The 16,261-nt window shown below is 42.3% G+C and carries 13 protein-coding genes and 2 pseudogenes; 8 read left to right on the top strand and 7 right to left on the bottom strand.

The window, feature by feature from the left end; translation table 11 throughout:
• Positions 1–185: 185 nt before the first annotated feature.
• The 3 genes from IQ276_RS31940 to folD form a co-directional block, all read right to left on the bottom strand.
• Positions 186–641, bottom strand: a complete 456-nt coding sequence (locus IQ276_RS31940; protein WP_073640503.1) for a divergent PAP2 family protein — start codon at positions 639–641, stop codon at positions 186–188.
• 169 nt (positions 642–810) lie between these two features.
• Positions 811–1,743, bottom strand: a complete 933-nt coding sequence (gene crtE, locus IQ276_RS31935) for a geranylgeranyl diphosphate synthase CrtE (protein ID WP_193922424.1) — start codon at positions 1,741–1,743, stop codon at positions 811–813.
• 158 nt (positions 1,744–1,901) lie between these two features.
• Positions 1,902–2,780 (bottom strand): bifunctional methylenetetrahydrofolate dehydrogenase/methenyltetrahydrofolate cyclohydrolase FolD, encoded by an 879-nt coding sequence (folD, locus tag IQ276_RS31930; RefSeq protein ID WP_235116146.1) that lies wholly within the window; start codon positions 2,778–2,780, stop codon positions 1,902–1,904.
• 232 nt (positions 2,781–3,012) lie between these two features.
• On the opposite strand from folD, the gene IQ276_RS31925 reads away from it, so the two are divergent.
• The 4 genes from IQ276_RS31925 (at position 3,013) to IQ276_RS31910 (ending at position 5,954) form a co-directional block, all read left to right on the top strand.
• Positions 3,013–3,252, top strand: coding sequence for a hypothetical protein (locus tag IQ276_RS31925; RefSeq protein WP_235116145.1), 240 nt, complete (start codon positions 3,013–3,015; stop codon positions 3,250–3,252).
• Positions 3,253–3,656: 404 nt separating this feature from the next.
• Complete coding sequence (locus tag IQ276_RS31920; RefSeq protein ID WP_190882275.1) at positions 3,657–4,145, top strand: hypothetical protein; 489 nt, start codon at positions 3,657–3,659, stop codon at positions 4,143–4,145.
• Positions 4,146–4,167: 22 nt separating this feature from the next.
• Positions 4,168–4,599, top strand: a complete 432-nt coding sequence (locus tag IQ276_RS31915; RefSeq protein WP_190882276.1) for an NUDIX hydrolase — start codon at positions 4,168–4,170, stop codon at positions 4,597–4,599.
• Positions 4,600–4,850: 251 nt separating this feature from the next.
• Positions 4,851–5,954 (top strand): AI-2E family transporter, encoded by a 1,104-nt coding sequence (locus IQ276_RS31910; protein WP_190882277.1) that lies wholly within the window; start codon positions 4,851–4,853, stop codon positions 5,952–5,954.
• Positions 5,955–5,974: 20 nt separating this feature from the next.
• Here IQ276_RS31910 and IQ276_RS31905 read toward each other — a convergent pair whose 3' ends face one another.
• On the bottom strand, positions 5,975–7,096 hold the full coding sequence (locus IQ276_RS31905; RefSeq protein WP_373690608.1) for a sensor histidine kinase: 1,122 nt from the start codon (positions 7,094–7,096) through the stop codon (positions 5,975–5,977).
• A gap of 103 nt (positions 7,097–7,199) precedes the next feature.
• On the opposite strand from IQ276_RS31905, the pseudogene IQ276_RS41105 reads away from it, so the two are divergent.
• Positions 7,200–8,302 (top strand): annotated as a pseudogene (locus tag IQ276_RS41105) (ISAs1 family transposase).
• Here the strand turns inward: IQ276_RS41105 and IQ276_RS31890 are convergent.
• Complete coding sequence (locus IQ276_RS31890; RefSeq protein ID WP_193924763.1) at positions 8,245–8,676, bottom strand: CBS domain-containing protein; 432 nt, start codon at positions 8,674–8,676, stop codon at positions 8,245–8,247. The pseudogene IQ276_RS41105 and the gene IQ276_RS31890 sit on opposite strands and share 58 nt — an antisense overlap.
• A 498-nt stretch (positions 8,677–9,174) precedes the next feature.
• Here IQ276_RS31890 and IQ276_RS31885 point away from each other — a divergent pair, with 498 nt between their 5' ends.
• Positions 9,175–10,755 carry an alkaline phosphatase D family protein gene (locus tag IQ276_RS31885; RefSeq protein WP_193924762.1) on the top strand — a complete coding sequence of 527 codons (1,581 nt, stop codon included), beginning with the start codon at positions 9,175–9,177 and terminating at the stop codon, positions 10,753–10,755.
• Positions 10,756–10,998: 243 nt separating this feature from the next.
• Here the strand turns inward: IQ276_RS31885 and IQ276_RS31880 are convergent.
• A pseudogene (locus IQ276_RS31880) lies at positions 10,999–11,993 on the bottom strand (IS4 family transposase).
• Positions 11,994–12,357: 364 nt separating this feature from the next.
• Positions 12,358–12,558 carry a hypothetical protein gene (locus IQ276_RS31875; protein ID WP_235116144.1) on the bottom strand — a complete coding sequence of 67 codons (201 nt, stop codon included), beginning with the start codon at positions 12,556–12,558 and terminating at the stop codon, positions 12,358–12,360.
• Between the two features lie 209 nt (positions 12,559–12,767).
• Between IQ276_RS31875 and IQ276_RS31870 the strand changes: the two genes are divergently transcribed.
• Both IQ276_RS31870 and IQ276_RS31865 read left to right on the top strand, forming a co-directional pair.
• Positions 12,768–15,344 carry a penicillin acylase family protein gene (locus IQ276_RS31870; protein WP_193918846.1) on the top strand — a complete coding sequence of 859 codons (2,577 nt, stop codon included), beginning with the start codon at positions 12,768–12,770 and terminating at the stop codon, positions 15,342–15,344.
• 387 nt (positions 15,345–15,731) lie between these two features.
• Complete coding sequence (locus IQ276_RS31865) at positions 15,732–16,175, top strand: hypothetical protein (protein WP_073640274.1); 444 nt, start codon at positions 15,732–15,734, stop codon at positions 16,173–16,175.
• Positions 16,176–16,261 lie beyond the last annotated feature (86 nt).

Here is a 16,261-nt window from a genome sequence, read left to right as displayed (position 1 = left end):
GACGCGGAGAAATTTTAATGATAAGTGATTAGTCGGACATGATATCACTCAATCTGCTCTACGAGACCTGCGCCTAGCTTGCTTCCCCGTAGGAGTAGAATTTAGTGGTCAACAAGAAAGTAGCGGGTTAAATCCCCCACTAAAAGATTGCTGAATTCTGTATTCACCAATTCTGCATTCTTCCTTTAATAAGCAGACCTAGCTAACCAATAAACGGTTATACCCAAAGCCGACCCAGCTATTACCTGAACTGGTGTATGTCCAAGTAATTCCTTAAGACGGTCTTGGCTAAAGTCTGGTTTTTCATGAAATAATTCATCAATCATTTGATTGAGGATACGAGCTTGCTTGCCAGCTGCTTGGCGAACTCCGGCTGCATCGTACATAACGATGATGGCAAAAACCGTTGCTACCGCAAAATCAGGAGATGCCCAACCAAGTTTTTGGCCGACACCAGCAGCTAGAGCTGTAACTAAAGCTGAGTGGGCACTGGGCATACCTCCGGTTGTCACTAAAACACGTATATTCAGCTTGCGATTTTTGACGATCTCGATTATCAGTTTTAATGCTTGAGCAATTAAACAAGCTACCAGAGCAACCAGCAGCACCCGATTGTCTAAAATGTTGCCTATGTCCTGCATGGTATTGTGGTTAGATTAGTAATATGAGCAGCAGTTGTTGGTTGAGGAAACATTTAGATTCAACCCAAAATCCCAAATTAACCTAGTACATCAGGTCTAAAATAACCCGACGGTTAAAAATAGACAAAAAGTTGATGCTATGAGCATTTGTACCTTTTGCCTTTTTGTACTAGTTATTGCGACTGATGATAAAATGAGCGATCGCTTGGAGTGGCACGGCTCTCTCCCCAAATGGTTCTAATTCCGCACAAGCTGCTTTAACTAGCTCTTGGGCTTTTAAGCGGGATTGCTCTAGTCCCCAAAGGCTGGGATACGTAACTTTCATCGCTTTTTGGTCTTTGCCAGCTGTTTTGCCTAATTGCTCCTGGGTCGCAGTGATATCCAGAATATCATCTACGATCTGAAATGCTAGCCCAATATTTTGAGCATAACGGGTTAGTCGTTGCACATCTTCAGATGATGCCCCAGCTATGATCCCGCCACAAACTACACATGCTTCCAAAAGAGCGGCTGTTTTGTGTTCGTGAATGAAATTCAGCGTTTCTAGAGAAATATCTGATTTCCCTTCAGATTGTAAATCCACAACTTGACCGCCGACTAAACCAGCAGCCCCCAAAGCCCGACCGAGACGGATAACTACCTGCAAGACTCGATCTTTGGGAACATTTTGAGGAGTTTGAAGGGCAACATATTCAAAAGCCAGAGCCAACAAACCATCTCCAGCTAAAATTGCCACATCTTCGCCATAGACTTTATGATTTGTCAGCTTTCCACGACGATAATCGTCATTATCCATTGACGGGAGGTCGTCATGAATCAAAGACATTGTGTGGATCATCTCCACCGCGCAAGCTGTTGGCATAGCCATTTCGATGCTGCCACCCATCATTTCACAGGTAGCAAGGCAAAGAATCGGGCGTACACGCTTACCTCCAGCTAATAAGGAGTAGCGCATCGACTCATAAATTGTTTCTGGATAAACGATGGGAATAGCCTGATCTAAAGCAGTATCACAAAGCTTTTGCCGTTCTTTGAGATAGCCTGCTAGGTTAAATTTGGCTTCCTCTGGTGGTGTCTTTTGAACGTTATCAGTTGCTACCATTCTTCAATTCCTGACATTTTGTGATTTTCGTCTTATAAGTCACAATTTTAAGGTGCTGTGGGACTGAAAAAATGAAGAGTTGGAAGTTAGAAGTTAGGAGTTAGGAGTTAGGAGTTGGGAATGTAACTCATAACTCCTAACTCCTAACTCTTAACTCCTCATTTTCTTACTGCCTTGGAATAGCTGGTAAATGTATTTTGCAACAATAAGGCGACAGTCATTGGTCCAACACCACCAGGAACTGGGGTGATAAATCCTGCTACGGCAGCAGTTGATTCCAAATCGACATCGCCAACTAGGCGACTGTTGCCACTGGCATCAGTGACCCGATTCATTCCCACATCTACCACAACAGCGCCTGGTTTTACCATATCAGCAGAGATCAATCCGGGACGACCCACTGCTGCAATCAGAATATCAGCATTTTGGGTGATAGTTTTGAGATCGTGCGATCGCGAATGAGCAATGGTGACTGTAGCATCAGCTTCTAATAGCATTAACGCCATTGGCTTACCCACTAAAATACTACGTCCTACCACTACTGCCTGTTTTCCTTGCAAAGGAATTTCATATTCTTCTAAAAGCCGCATGACGCCAGCAGGAGTGCAGCTACGTAAACCGATTTCTCCCCGTACTAGTCGCCCCAAGTTCACTGGGTGCAGTCCATCGGCATCTTTATCGGGATCAATTTGATGTAACAAGCTAACAGCATCCAAATGGTTAGGTAAGGGTAGCTGCACGAGAATGCCATCCACACGTTCATCGTGGTTGAGTGTAGCAATGACCTCTTCTAATTCCCCAAGGGTCGTTTGCACAGGAAAATGCTTGCCAAAAGAGGCTATACCAACTTTAGCGCAGGCTTTTTCTTTATTGCGTACATAAGCAGCTGAGGCTGGATTATCGCCAACCATCAGCACTGCTAAGCCAGGGGGTCGTCCAACTTTTGGTTGTAATTCGGTAATGGCAACAGAAAGTTCTTGCTGAATTTTTGCTGCTATTGCTTTTCCATCAAGGAGTTTGGCAGTTTGTGTTTTCATGAAAATTATGTTCGTCTTTTGTCGCAAGTCTGATTGAAAAGGGGAGTGGGGAGTGGGGAGTGGGGAGTGGGGAGTGGGGGAGGCAGGGGGAGCAGGGGGAGCAGGGGGAGTAGGGGGAGCAGGGGGAGTAGGGGAGGCAGGGGGAGCAGGGGGAGTAGGGGGAGAATAATTTATAACTATATATTTCGTATAAATTAAAATTTGTGAGCGAGTCTTTGATACTCGTGAGCGAGTGTTTGATACTCGTGAGCGAGTGTTTGATATTCGTGGACGAGTGTTTGATATTCGTGAGCGAGTCTTTGATACTCGTGAGCGAGTCTTTGATACTCATGAGCGAGTCTTTGATACTCGTGGACGAGTGTTTGATACTCGTGAACGAGTGTTTGATACTCGTGGGCGAGTGTTTGATACTCGTGGGCGAGTGTTTGATACTCGTGGACAAGTGTTTAGTACTCGTGAGCGAGTCTTTTAACACCGTCAAAGAGTCCTTGATACTCGTGAACAAGCATAAAACTCCACTATTTTTTGCCTCCTGCACCCTACTTCTTGTTCCTGGAGCCTTTTTTGCCTAATCTCTAGTCTCGCACGCAGCGTTTTGAATTTTGATCCTTGACTTTTAACTATTATTGTGTTGCTGTTTGATGTCGTAGCGTTTCTCTCACAGTAAATCCATAATGTTTATTTTCTCAGATCAAGGGCATCATCTGAAGAATAAATAGAGTGAACTAGCCAGGATGATGATGAGGGAGATAAGGGAGATGAGGAGGCAGGGAGCAGGGAGCAGGGGAGAAAATCTTCCCCTCTGCCCCCCGCCCCCTGCCCCCTGCTTCTTCCCACGCCCAATGCCCATGCCCAATTCAGAAGAAAGTATTATAGATGGGAACTGACCTGATCAAAGTGGCGACAAAACAAGCAGTGAAGCAAAAATTTGCTCAATCGGTGGCTTTCATGCAACAAACGAGAAATTCCTCCCTTGGCTTCTTGTACGGACAAAGTATTGTTATCTACCGTGTAGGGTTAGCTTTTTTCCTAGTAGCAGGACTTTCGAGTTGTGGTAATTTACCTTCCTCTGGCTTGAGTGGAACTGGCTTAAAATTTGGCGCCAATGTTACCCCAATTGGAGAAATTAAACCAGAACAAAAGAATCAAGCTACAGTTTACATTCAAGGGAAGGTAGAAAAGCAAGCTCCCCTGATGAAGCAGTGGGCTTATCAAATAGATGACACAACAGGCAAAATTTGGGTTGTGACTAATCAAAAAAGTTTGCCAGAGGGATCGCAAGTAGTGTTCAAGGGTAAAGTTCGTTATAGAAGTATCCCTTTAGCTGGCAAAGAACTCGGGGAAATTTATTTAGAAGAAGAATAATTCAGCAATTAAAAATGAACATATGAGCAATCAACCAGTACATGTAGCGATCGCTATTCTCTACCAAAAAAACAAATTTCTCATGCAACTACGGGACAATATCCCCACTATTCCTTATCCCGGTTACTGGGCACTATTCGGTGGTCATATCGAACCTGGTGAAACGCCAGATGTCGCAGTCAAACGAGAAATTTTAGAAGAAATCGGCTATATCTTACCACCGTTTGTTGAATTTGGGTGTTATCACGATGAAAAAGTTGTCCGTCATGTTTTTCATGCACCACTCTTGGTGGAGTTAAATGAATTGGTTTTGAATGAAGGCTGGGATATGGGATTATTGACTCCAGAAGATATTCACCAAGGTAACTGTTATTCAAAAAATGCCGGCGAAGTGCGACCATTAGGGGAAATGCATCAGCGAATTATGTTGGATTTTATTGAGAAGAATCAGTAGATTAGGGAGTGGGGAATGGGGAATGGGGACTGGGGAATAGGGACTGGGGAATGGGGAATGGGAAGAGGACAAGGAAGACAAGGGGGATAAGGTAGCAATCTTTCTCCCAAGTCTCCCCCCTCTCCCCCCTCTCCCTCATCTCCCTCATCTCCCTCATCTCCCTCATCTCCCTCATCTCCCTCATCTCCCGCCACTCCCCACTCCCCACCAGCCAAAATCAAGTTAAAACTCTTGTGGAGTAGTCATCACTAATGCAATCAGCAAACAAACTGCCGCGATGGTTAAGTATAGGATTGGCATTTCCCATTATTATTCTCAACGGCTGGCTGTTGCTCCAGGTTGTACAGTATTTTCAACCATTGGTGAGTGTTATTGCCGCCGCCATCCTGCTGGCTTTTGTCTTGGACTATCCAATCCAGTTTCTTCAGCGACAAGGAGTGAAACGTGACTTGGCGATCGTTGGCGTGTTACTTTTGACTGTGGTGATTATAGTGGGTTTAGGCGTCACTTTAGTTCCCCTGATCATAGAACAGCTCAACGAATTAGCTAATATTTTGCCTAGTTGGATTGATTCTGGCACTCAGCAGTTACAAGCTTTCCAAGATTGGGCGTTAAGTCAACAGCACTTACCCATTAATTTAAGTGCTTTAGCTAGCGAAATTTTAGAAAAATTATCTAATCAACTCCAGTCGTTCACCGGGAGAATTCTCAGTTTTGCTGTCGATACCATTGGTATTGTAGTCAACGTACTACTGGCGGTGGTGCTGACTATCTACCTAATATTAAACGGTGAACGTCTTTGGGATGGGATTTTTCAGTGGTTTCCCCCTAATTTTGGATCAAAAATCCGGCAATTACTCAGAGAGGATTTCCACAATTACTTTATTGGTCAGGCGACATTGGGTGCTGTACTGGGATTGACTATTACACTAGCATTTTGGATTTTGCAAGTTCCCTTGGCGCTACTTTTTGGCATCGGTATTGGCTTGTTTTCTTTGTTCCCCTTTGGTACAGGAATTGGTATTGCTATAGTCAGTCTTTTGGTAGCGTTGCAAAACTTTTGGCTAGGAGTGGAAGTCTTAGGTGTAGCTGTTGCCATCGACCAAGTTAATTCTAATTTTATTGCACCCCGAATTATCGGCAATTTAACTGGCTTAAATCCCGTGTGGGTGGTAATTTCTTTATTACTGGGGGCTAAACTAGGAGGCGTGCTGGGTTTGTTAATTGCAATTCCTGTTGCCAGTTTTATCAAGGATGCCGCAGATAGCTGGCGTGCTGGCGAGTTTAATAAAATTGATGATATTGAGTTAGCAGCCCAGAATGTCACAAGTGAGACAGCAGGAACTTATAGCTAGCATTTAATCGTTTAGATTAACTAAAAACAGGAATTAAGTTGAACTGGAATTTTAATGATAAACTCACTTCCTTTGCCAAAAGCAGAGATGCATTCAAGTTGACCACCATGTTTTTCTACAATAATTTGATAACTGATAGATAACCCTAATCCCGTACCTTTACCAACAGGTTTAGTAGTAAAAAATGGATCAAATAATCGCTTTTGTAAACTTTCTGGAATTCCAGAACCATTATCAGCAATCCGAATAATTACTTCCCTGTCCTCAATGACTTCAGTGCAAATCCGAATTTGGGGCATTGGGCATTGGGCATTGGAAGTCTGGGAAGCTTTTTTATAATCTCCCTCATCTCCCTCATCTCCCTCATCTCCCTCATCTCCCTCATCTCCACTCCCCCCTCCCAACTCCCCACTCCCCACTTCCTGTTCTATAGCATCAATAGCATTTGCTAAAATATTCATAAATACCTGATTGAGTAGCCCAGGGTAACACTCAACTAGGGGAAGATTTCCGTATTTTTTAATCAAGTTTATGGTTTTACCGGTTTGATGATTTTTGAAACGACTTTGTAAAATTAACAAAGTACTATCAATACCTTCGTGGATATCAACTAATTTTTTCTCAGATTCATCAAGGCGGGAAAAATTTCGCAAGGAAAGAATGATTTGCTCGATTCGTTTTGTACCTACCTCCATAGAGTTGAGAAGATTAGGAAGATCCTTGGTTAAAAAATCAAGTTCAATTTGAGCGATCGCATTTTTAATTTCTACTTCTGGTTCAGGATAACATTGTTGGTACAATCTAATTAAACTCAGCAAATTCTGACTATATTCGATGGCATGGACAAGATTACCAGCAATAAAGTTGACTGGGTTGTTAATTTCGTGGGCAATTCCAGCCACGAGTTGTCCCAAGGCAGCCATTTTTTCATTCTGGATTAATCTGGTATAATTTTCTTGCAGATCCCGAAAGCCTGCTTTGGCAACTCTCGATTGTTCTTCTACCTGCTGTAATTGAACTAGTGTTAACACATGAATTTGAGAGTAGGCTAAAAGTAATTGATGGAAATCAACCAACCTATATTTTCCGGATGTACTTTTAACTAAAATCGGCTCATAGGCAATTTCATGTGGTCGTTGCAAAGTTATCTCAGTAGCTTTGACAATGGTCCAGGGCTATTTCATTCTAAATGTAGACGCAATATGGTAGAATTCATCGCCAGCTCTACTTCAAGTATCTACTACCGTGTCTGAAATCGAAATTATCAAAGCTTTTGCAGGTCTAGAAGACCCCCGTCGCCGCGCCGGACAGCGACATACTCTACCATTATGTCTTGCGCTGTTCACATTGGCGATCGCCGCAGGCAATAAAGGATTTCTAGCAATTGGAGATTGGATTTCAAGCTACCGTGAGGAGTTGATAGACCTCTTGAAACCGACAAAGAATAGGCTTCCTTCTTACAGTACAGTCCGTCGTAATTTATTACACATAAATTACGAAGAGTATTCCGTATGCCTTGCGAATTTCTTTGACATCAAACCACTGCCTGGAGAAACTGTTGGTATGGATGGTAAAGTCCTCAAAGGCTCATATCAAGTAGAAAATGATAATCCACATTCTGATTCCCACCCAGCAATTATGTTGGTCAGTGCTTACCTTGTAGAGCGAGGATTGATTTTAGAACCGTTTGAAGTTGATGCCAAAACCAACGAAATAAAAGCATTACCTGAGTTGATTGAGAAACTGGCTCTCAGGGGAGTAGTTTTTGCCTTTGATGCTATTAATACACAAAAAAAACTTGTGAGTTGATTATCAACAGTGGCAATGATTATATTGCTGCCTTGAAAGGGAATCAACCTAGTTTATTCAAAGATATCAAAACTAATTTTACACCGGAATTTTCTTTTGAGCAGATAAATAAAGGTCATGGTCGAATCGAAAAGCGACATGTCAGTATTTGTCAAAATCTTGATGGTATTCGTCCTTGGCCTGGACTTACCACTTTGATTCAAGTCAAATCAGAACGTCAGGTTTTCACACACAATGTAATTGAAGTAACTACTGAGACTCGTTATTACATTTCATCTCTAACTGAAACGGCTCAACAAATAGCTGAACGAATCAGAGGATATTGGGGTGTTGAGAATAAAGTTCATTACGTTCGGGACGTTACCCAAGGTGAAGATGCATCCCGAATTCGCACTACACCCTTACCTCAGATTTTTGCGCTCACTCGCAATTTTTCACTCAATTTATACCGAAACAATATGTTTAAAAATATGGCACAAGCTCAACGTTTATGTTCTTTTGGACTAGACACACTCAAGCAGCTTTTTAGAATGAAATAGCCCTGGACAATGGTCATATGCTCAGAAAGTACTAATACGTCTCTCTGGAAAAACTTGTAGAGAATTCCAATCGGCCTGAGAGAAAATAGTGACAAACTATAGGGATGGCTCATATGCTCAAAGAATTTCCGCCGTGAAATCATCCCCATATATTCTTGATTATTATTCAGAATAATTCCTGGCAGTAAAGGCTCTTGATTAAAAAGCGTAGCTAAATCATTGCCTGGACGCTCTATTTCTACGTGAACTTGCCAAAAGGGTAATTCTTGTAAAGTTGACTCTAATCGCAAGTTCGGCTGATTAGCATTTTTTATGCCACCTGTAGCCATCATACTCTCAAGACTCGACTGTTGAGGTAATATTTGTGGTAACATCCTGAACAACTATCTCGCTAATTTTAAACTTCATCAATTGTTACAAACTTATTTTTCCCAAATTCCTACCCAAAATTCACAGGGTAGATGTGGAAAAATTAAGTCCGCCAAAGTAGCTATTATTGATTTAACTGTATAATTTATTACAGCAAAATTATATTTGCAGCACGAGTAAACAAAAGCTGGGCGATCGCTCTTTAGCTGTAACATCAAGTAAAGAACAAAAGCATAACCAATCTGTCAAAATTTTTATTTCTGAAGAGGAAAAATAAAAATGAAGTCTGAATTGCTCATATTTCATTTATCTCTTACTTGAAACTTAGTTAATAAACCAATACGCTAAAGATAATCTTTTTAAATTTAAATTATATTAAATAAAATTACGAAAAATCAATATTTTTTTATTAACCCTTCGATAACTCGATCTTTACTTATTGCCATAGGAAGATATGGTAAACACTTATCGTGTAATACTTCTTAGGCTTGATATTATTTAATATGGTAAACCGTCGCCAGTTTTTGCTGCGTTCCGCTGTCACAGCAGGTGGAATTATCACCACGAATGTTGTATCAAAGTCACAAGTTTTTGCCGAAGCACCTGCAATTATCACCTCTGATAAAATGCGTCCTGCTATACCTTATGGCGTAGCTAGCGGAGATATATCCAAGGATAGCATTGTGATTTGGAGTAAGAGCGATCGCCCCGCCAAAATGATCGTAGAATATTCCACTAGTGAGTCTTTTAAAAATGTGCAGCGAGTTCTGGGGCCAAATGCTTTAAAAGACAGTGACTTTACAGCACGACTTTTTTTGAGGAATTTACCACCAGACCAAAAAATATTTTATCGGGTGATTTTCCAAGATTTAGATTATAAAAATACCTATAGCGCAGCTGTCAAAGGCAGTTTCCGGACTCCCCCCAAATATGGAAGAGATATATTCTTTGTTTGGGGTGGCGACACCGCCGGTCAAGGATGGGGAATTAATCCTGAGTTTGGTGGAATGACAATTTATGAAACCATGCGCCAACTTAATCCTGACTTTTTCATTCATTCTGGCGATAATATTTATGCTGATGGTCCAATTCAAGCACAAGTTACCCTAGATAATGGCACAATTTGGAAAAACATTATCACACCAGAAAAATCCAAAGTTGCAGAAACCCTGACAGAATTTCGTGGCAATTATATCTACAATTTACTAGATGAAAATATTAAGCGTTTTAACGCAGAAGTTCCCATGTTGGCACAGTGGGACGACCACGAAATCACAAATAACTGGTATCCTGGAGAAGTTCTTTTAAGCGATAGTCGCTATACAGTTAAAGATGTTAACTTGCTAGCCCAAAGGGGAAGGCAAGCATTTTTAGAATATATGCCTATTGGGTATGAAACAAACAATCCAGATAAAGCAAGAATTTATCGCTCCTTCAAGTATAGTCCATTATTAGATATTTTCATGTTGGATGAGCGCACTTACCGGGGGCCAAATACTCCTAATAATCAGACGATACCAAGTAAAGAAACGGAATTTTTAAGCAGAACACAAATACAATGGTTAAAAAGGCAATTACTATCATCAAAAGCAACATGGAAAGTGATTGCTAGTGATATGCCTTTGGGATTGATAGTTAGAGACGGTACCACAGATTTTGAAGCTTGGGCTAACGGAGACGGACCGGCTTTAGGAAGAGAATTAGAACTTGCAGATTTACTCCGATTTATTAAAAACAAAAATATCCAGAATGTTGTTTGGTTAACTGCTGATGTACATTATGCAGCAGCTCACTATTACGACCCTGCAAAAGCACAGTTTACCGACTTTAAACCTTTTTGGGAATTCGTCGCCGGTCCCTTGAACTCTGGTACATTTGGCCCTAACCAATTGGAAAATACTTTTGGTCCACAATTGGTATTTCAAAGCCTTCCTGAAGGTACAAAAGCAAATCGACCCCCAAGTGAAGGTTTGCAATTCTTTGGAGGAGTTAAAATTAATGCAAATACAAAAGTGATGACAGTAACCCTGCGTAACTTGGAAGGGAAGACTGTTTATAGTGTAGATTTGCCACCAGAAAAGTAAATCTTAAGAATAATTCAGGAGTCAGAATCGTAAGTTGGGTTGAAAAATGAAACCCAACTACGCAGCCTAAGGTTTTCGATGATAGGTATGTCGCCCAGTCCATCGATGCGGGAGCGAGGGGCTATTTGCTCAAGGATATATATGCCTTCCCAAGAGTTAGCGCAGGCGTAAATTTTTTTGGATAATTTTTTATTGATGCACTCAAAGGGTAAATTTGAGCGATGCCTGGGCTGACTTTTCCCGTTAAGTCTCTTTTGCAAGCTGCCAACCTTCACAAAGGTCATGCAATTTTAACCAGCCTCGCCACAGTACCTGGATACCAATTGGTGTTTTGCCTCGATGTTCTAGGTAGCCGCCAAGACGAGCGATCGCTTCGATAGCCCAATTAACTGTGAGGAGTTTAGTCGGTTTGAGAGACTTAGCTTTTAAAATCTTGAGTTCTAAAGGATTCAGAATTTCAATGGCGGGGGCTGAAGGCTGGGTGCGGTGTAGATAAGTCAACTGCAACAGTTCTACAGCAATTACACTCAAAAAGCCAACTAAGGTTTTCATACCCTCAGCAGCAAGTCTGTATCGTTCCACCTGACATCCAGACTTGAAAATTTTATGATACTCTTCAACCCGCCAACGATACGTATACCAGCGTAAAATCAGAGAAGCTGTCTGGCTATCTGCAACAATTTCTGTGGTGAGCAACATCCATTCTACAGGTGTTTCAGCTTCGGGACAATCAATTTCTGTGGCATAAACAGCATATACGGATAGAGGGTCACGGTTATCAAAACGATAGGGAGTACGGAGATTTACCGGACAAAATCGTACAGCCAACTTGGCTTTACGAGCAGAACGCAGCTAATGCACTGTGCAATATTAAGCCGTTACCGCCTTTCCCAATTGGGCCGTAACCTTCTTTTTTAGACTCTATACTGCCATAATCAAGAAAAGTTGTGTCTCCGACGCACAGCATTACATCGCTTTCTGCAACAGTCTCCGCCGTCATTTGACAGTGCGGCTCAATCACGCTTGGAAATTGCACTTTTGGGTTGGCAAAAACTCATAGGCTCTTTTAAGTACTGTTCCATTGCTGAAGATTTCTGACAGTCCTTTCCCAAATCCAAGGCTTAGAGCATAGCCTATCGACATTGCACGCTCATTCAATCGGCGGTAAGCGTAGCCATGCCGTCAGGCTTATCGCCTAGTTCTAGGGTTGCAAAATTTTTCTCCCACCAGTCCAGCATTGCTTGTCACCTTTAGCACTCGATTGCAATTACTTTACCGTATTTGCTGTGCTGTTTCTTAAATCCTTTACTAGTAAGCCTTTCAAGACTTAACGGGAAAAGTCAGATTAAACTATAGGGTAGGGGCGCACAGCTGTCATAGGTGTCAACTTAACGTGAAACCCTTGTGAAGACCTGATATTGAGTTCATTCACTTACGGTTACTCACCGCGTCACCCCACCCCGGTTTTGTCTAAAGCCAAAACTGCCCCTCCCCTTACCAAGGGGAGGGATTGGGGGTGGGGTAAAGCGTATGTGGGACACGCGTTTGAGCTTAAGTTGACACCAATGCACAGCTGTGCGCCCCTACAAAGGATTGTCTAACTTAAGGTGAGTTAATTTTTGCAGGGCGATGCATCAAAGGTGCAGGGCGATGCAACAAAGGTGCAGGGCGATGCATCAAAGGTGCAGGTCGATGCATCAAAGGTGCAGGTCGATGCATCAAAGGTGCAGGTCGATGCATCAAAGGTGCAGGGCGATGCATCAAAGGTGCAGGTCGATGCATCAAAGGTGCAGGTCGATGCAACTAAGGTGCAGGTCGATGCATCAAAGGTGCAGGTCAACAAATTTGTGTGCACAGTGTAGCCTTTTAAGGGGGGCAAAGAGTCTTTTAAAGCATTAAGTCTTGAGTTATCATCCGCTTTTCTCGTTGGAAGCTACCAAACTGCCAAATATCCCCCGTTGTCAACTTTAATGTAATATCAACTTTGTAACGTCGGGTGATTTAACTCAACAATGCCACGGCAAGCCCAAATCAAAAGCTCTAGGAAACGTTGGTTACTTGAAACACTCAAAACTATTCTGATTTTGCTGTTAGTCCTGGGGCTATTGTTAATGGGACTTGCCACAAACATTGTGCGCCAATCATTTCCCCAAGAGAGTGGCACAATTCAACTACCTGGACTAAAAGCCGAAGTAACCGTTCAGCGTGATAAATGGGGAATTCCCCATATTTATGCTGCCAATTCCCACGATTTGTTCATGGCGCAAGGTTACATTCACGCCCAAGATCGCTTTTGGCAAATGGACTTTTGGCGACACATTGGTTCTGGGCGACTCTCAGAAATGTTTGGTTCCTCTCAAGTTGAGACTGACAAATATCTGCGGACAATGGGTTGGGCGAGGGTGGCGCAGCAAGAAATCCAGCAAATCAATCCAGAAATGAAGGCATACCTGGAAGCTTACGCCGATGGCGTCAACGCTTATTTAGCAAACCATCAAGGCAGCACCCTGAGTTTAGAATACGCTGTGCTAAAGTTCCTCAATCCTGCATATCAGCCAGAACCTTGGCAAATACTCCATTCTCTGACCTGGGGTAAGGTAATGGCTTATGATTTGGGCAGAAATTTCCAGAGCGAAATTGAACGAGCAATACTGCTTAAAACTCTGACCCCTACTCAAGTTGAGGAACTTTTTCCCCCGTATCCTCCAGATTTACCAGTGATTTTGCCGGAATTTGAGAAGAAAGCAGACGCAAAGACACGGGGACGCGGGGACGCGGTGAAAGAGGACAGCGAGAATTCTTTCCCCACGTCTTCTTCCCTCTTCTCTGCTTTAGAGTCAATTACTCAGCCGATGATGGCTTTGGAAAAACTAATTGGTTCTACGGGAATTGGCATTGGCTCAAATAACTGGGTGATATCTGGGGAACGCACCGCTACAGGTAAGCCGATTTTGGCCAATGACCCCCATTTGGGTGTGCAAATTCCCTCGATTTGGTATGAGGTTGGTTTGCATTGCACGCCTAAAAGTACAGAATGTCCTTACAACGTTGCTGGCTTTTCTTTTGCGGGAATGATCGGAATAATTATCGGTCATAGCGATCGCATTGCCTGGGGTGTCACCAATGTACAATCTGATGTCATGGATTTATACATCGAGAAAATCAACCCCAAAAACCCCAACCAATATGAGGTAAATGACAAATGGGTTGATATGCAACTCGTTCCAGAGACGATTCAAGTTGCAGGAAGTCAGCCAATTATCCAAACGGTTCGCTACACCCGACACGGGCCGATTCTCTCTGATGTTTCGCCGAATCTCCAGCAATTCCAACCCAGTCAGCCCCTAAAATTACCGCAAAACTACGCCGTTGCCCTGCGGTGGACTGCCCTAGAACCTTCTAAGCTAGGCTATGCTATTCCCCAAATCAATCGCGCCCAAAATTGGGAGGAATTTCGTACTGCTGCCAAGAATTATGATGTTCCTGCTCAAAATTTAGTCTACGCTGACATTGATGGCAACATTGGCTACCAAATGCCTGGTAAATTCCCCATCAGAGCCAAGGGAGATGGGCGTTATCCCGTTCCTGGTTGGACGGATGAATATGAGTGGCAAGGCTATATTGACTTTGAAGAGTTGCCCAAAGCTTTCAATCCATCCGCAGGTTTTATTGCTACTGCTAATAATTTAGTTTCCCGTGAATATCCTTATTTAATTACCGCAGATTGGGTTTATGGTTATCGGGCAAAGCAAATTGTTGAGATGATTTTACAACAAACTCAGCCGATTTCCTTGAAGGATGTACAACAGATACAGGGTAGCGATCGCAATCTCAATGCCCAAACACTAGTACCATTACTGCAATCCCTTGCAGTTGATACACCCCGCTTGCAAGCAGCCCAAAAACTGCTACAAGATTGGAATTTGCAGTTGGGAATGACATCACCTGCTGCGGCTTTATTTGAAGTATTCTGGAAAAACTTTTTGGCAGATACATTTCACGATCAGTTGCCTGAAAGATATTTTCCTAGTGGCGGCGATCGCTGGTACGCTGTAATGGCCAATCTAGTCAAACAGCCCAATAGTTCTTGGTGGGATAATCGCAACACCCCAAAAGTTGAGAACCGCGACCAAATCCTCCAAGAATCTTTTACAAAAGCCGTAGATGAACTAGAACGCATTCAAGGTAAAAACCCAAAAAACTGGAATTGGGGCAAACTACATACTGTTACTTTTCGTAATGCCACCTTGGGTAAATCTGGGGTTGCACCCATTGAAGCTTTGTTTAATCGTGGTGCTTTTGCCACGGCTGGTAACGGCGAAACAGTGAATGCTAACCGCTGGAAGGCAAACAAATCCTTTGAAGTCACGGATATTCCTTCATTGCGGATGATTGTAGATTTGGGAAATTTGGATAACTCACTCTTCATTCATACCCCTGGACAATCAGGCCATGCCTTCCATAGACACTACAACGATATGGTTGACCTTTGGCGTCAGATTGAATACCACCCCATGCTGTGGCAACAAAATAATGTTACAGCAAATACTACTGCCACATTGAAATTAATGCCAAAATTAGCAGAATAAGTTTATTTAAGTAAAATCACATACACATCTGCGACAAAATGCAGTATAAAGTAGCAGGGATAAAAAAGTCATATCATGTCCTGTTGAAAACTTACAGCAGATTTTAAGTTGCTGAAGTACACAACTTCACTCTCAAAGCCAAGTGTAAAGGTCGTTTTACTTCTGAATTCTGACTCCTGAATTCTGAATTCTGAATTCTGACTCCTGAATTCTGTTCTATTGTTTAAACTGACGCCCTAATGCACAGAGATTTGAATCATAAGTGATTAGCCGGACGTGATACCAGAAGCAGAAATAGAAATTTTTGACAAAAAGAAAAGTATTTTTGCTGACTATCAATTTCCTTTGCCCAACCTTAGCGAAACATAGTCGGAGATCATGGAACCTATGCAACATATAGTAAAGCAAAGTTTTATACTTTCAGTCACAACTGCGATCGCATTATTATTTGCAAGTTGTGGAGAAAGTAAAGTTGCCCAATGTAACAAAATTATCAAGGTTGCCAATCAGGCATCTGCTCTAGGTCAGGAATTCGGTAAAAATCCCAATCCGGCAAAAGGTTCTAAAGCTTTAACTGAACTTGCTGCCAAGATAGACCCACTTGCCCAAGAAATGAAAGCACTAGAAATTAAAGATGAAAAACTCCAAGGTTTTCAAGGACGCTTTCTCACACTTTATCAGGACATTACTAAGGAATTGAAGAATGCAGCAACAGCTATAGATAAAAAGAATCTGCCAGCGGCAAAAACCTCTTTGGCATCTCTGCAAAAGAGTGGTCAGGAAGAAAGTTCAATAGTCAAGGAAATTAATAGCTACTGCTCTGGGAAATAAACAGTTCTGCTTTTGACCGAAACACTAATATAGGAATCCGTTTTGATTTTTGAAATTATCTGCGTATGCTGGGAGTGGGGAGTAGG

The sequence above is a fragment of the Desmonostoc muscorum LEGE 12446 genome (assembly GCF_015207005.2).
Lineage (GTDB): Bacteria > Cyanobacteriota > Cyanobacteriia > Cyanobacteriales > Nostocaceae > Nostoc > Nostoc muscorum.
The sequence above is the reverse complement of the archived record's forward strand: the minus strand, read 5'-3'. Positions and strand labels throughout refer to the sequence as shown.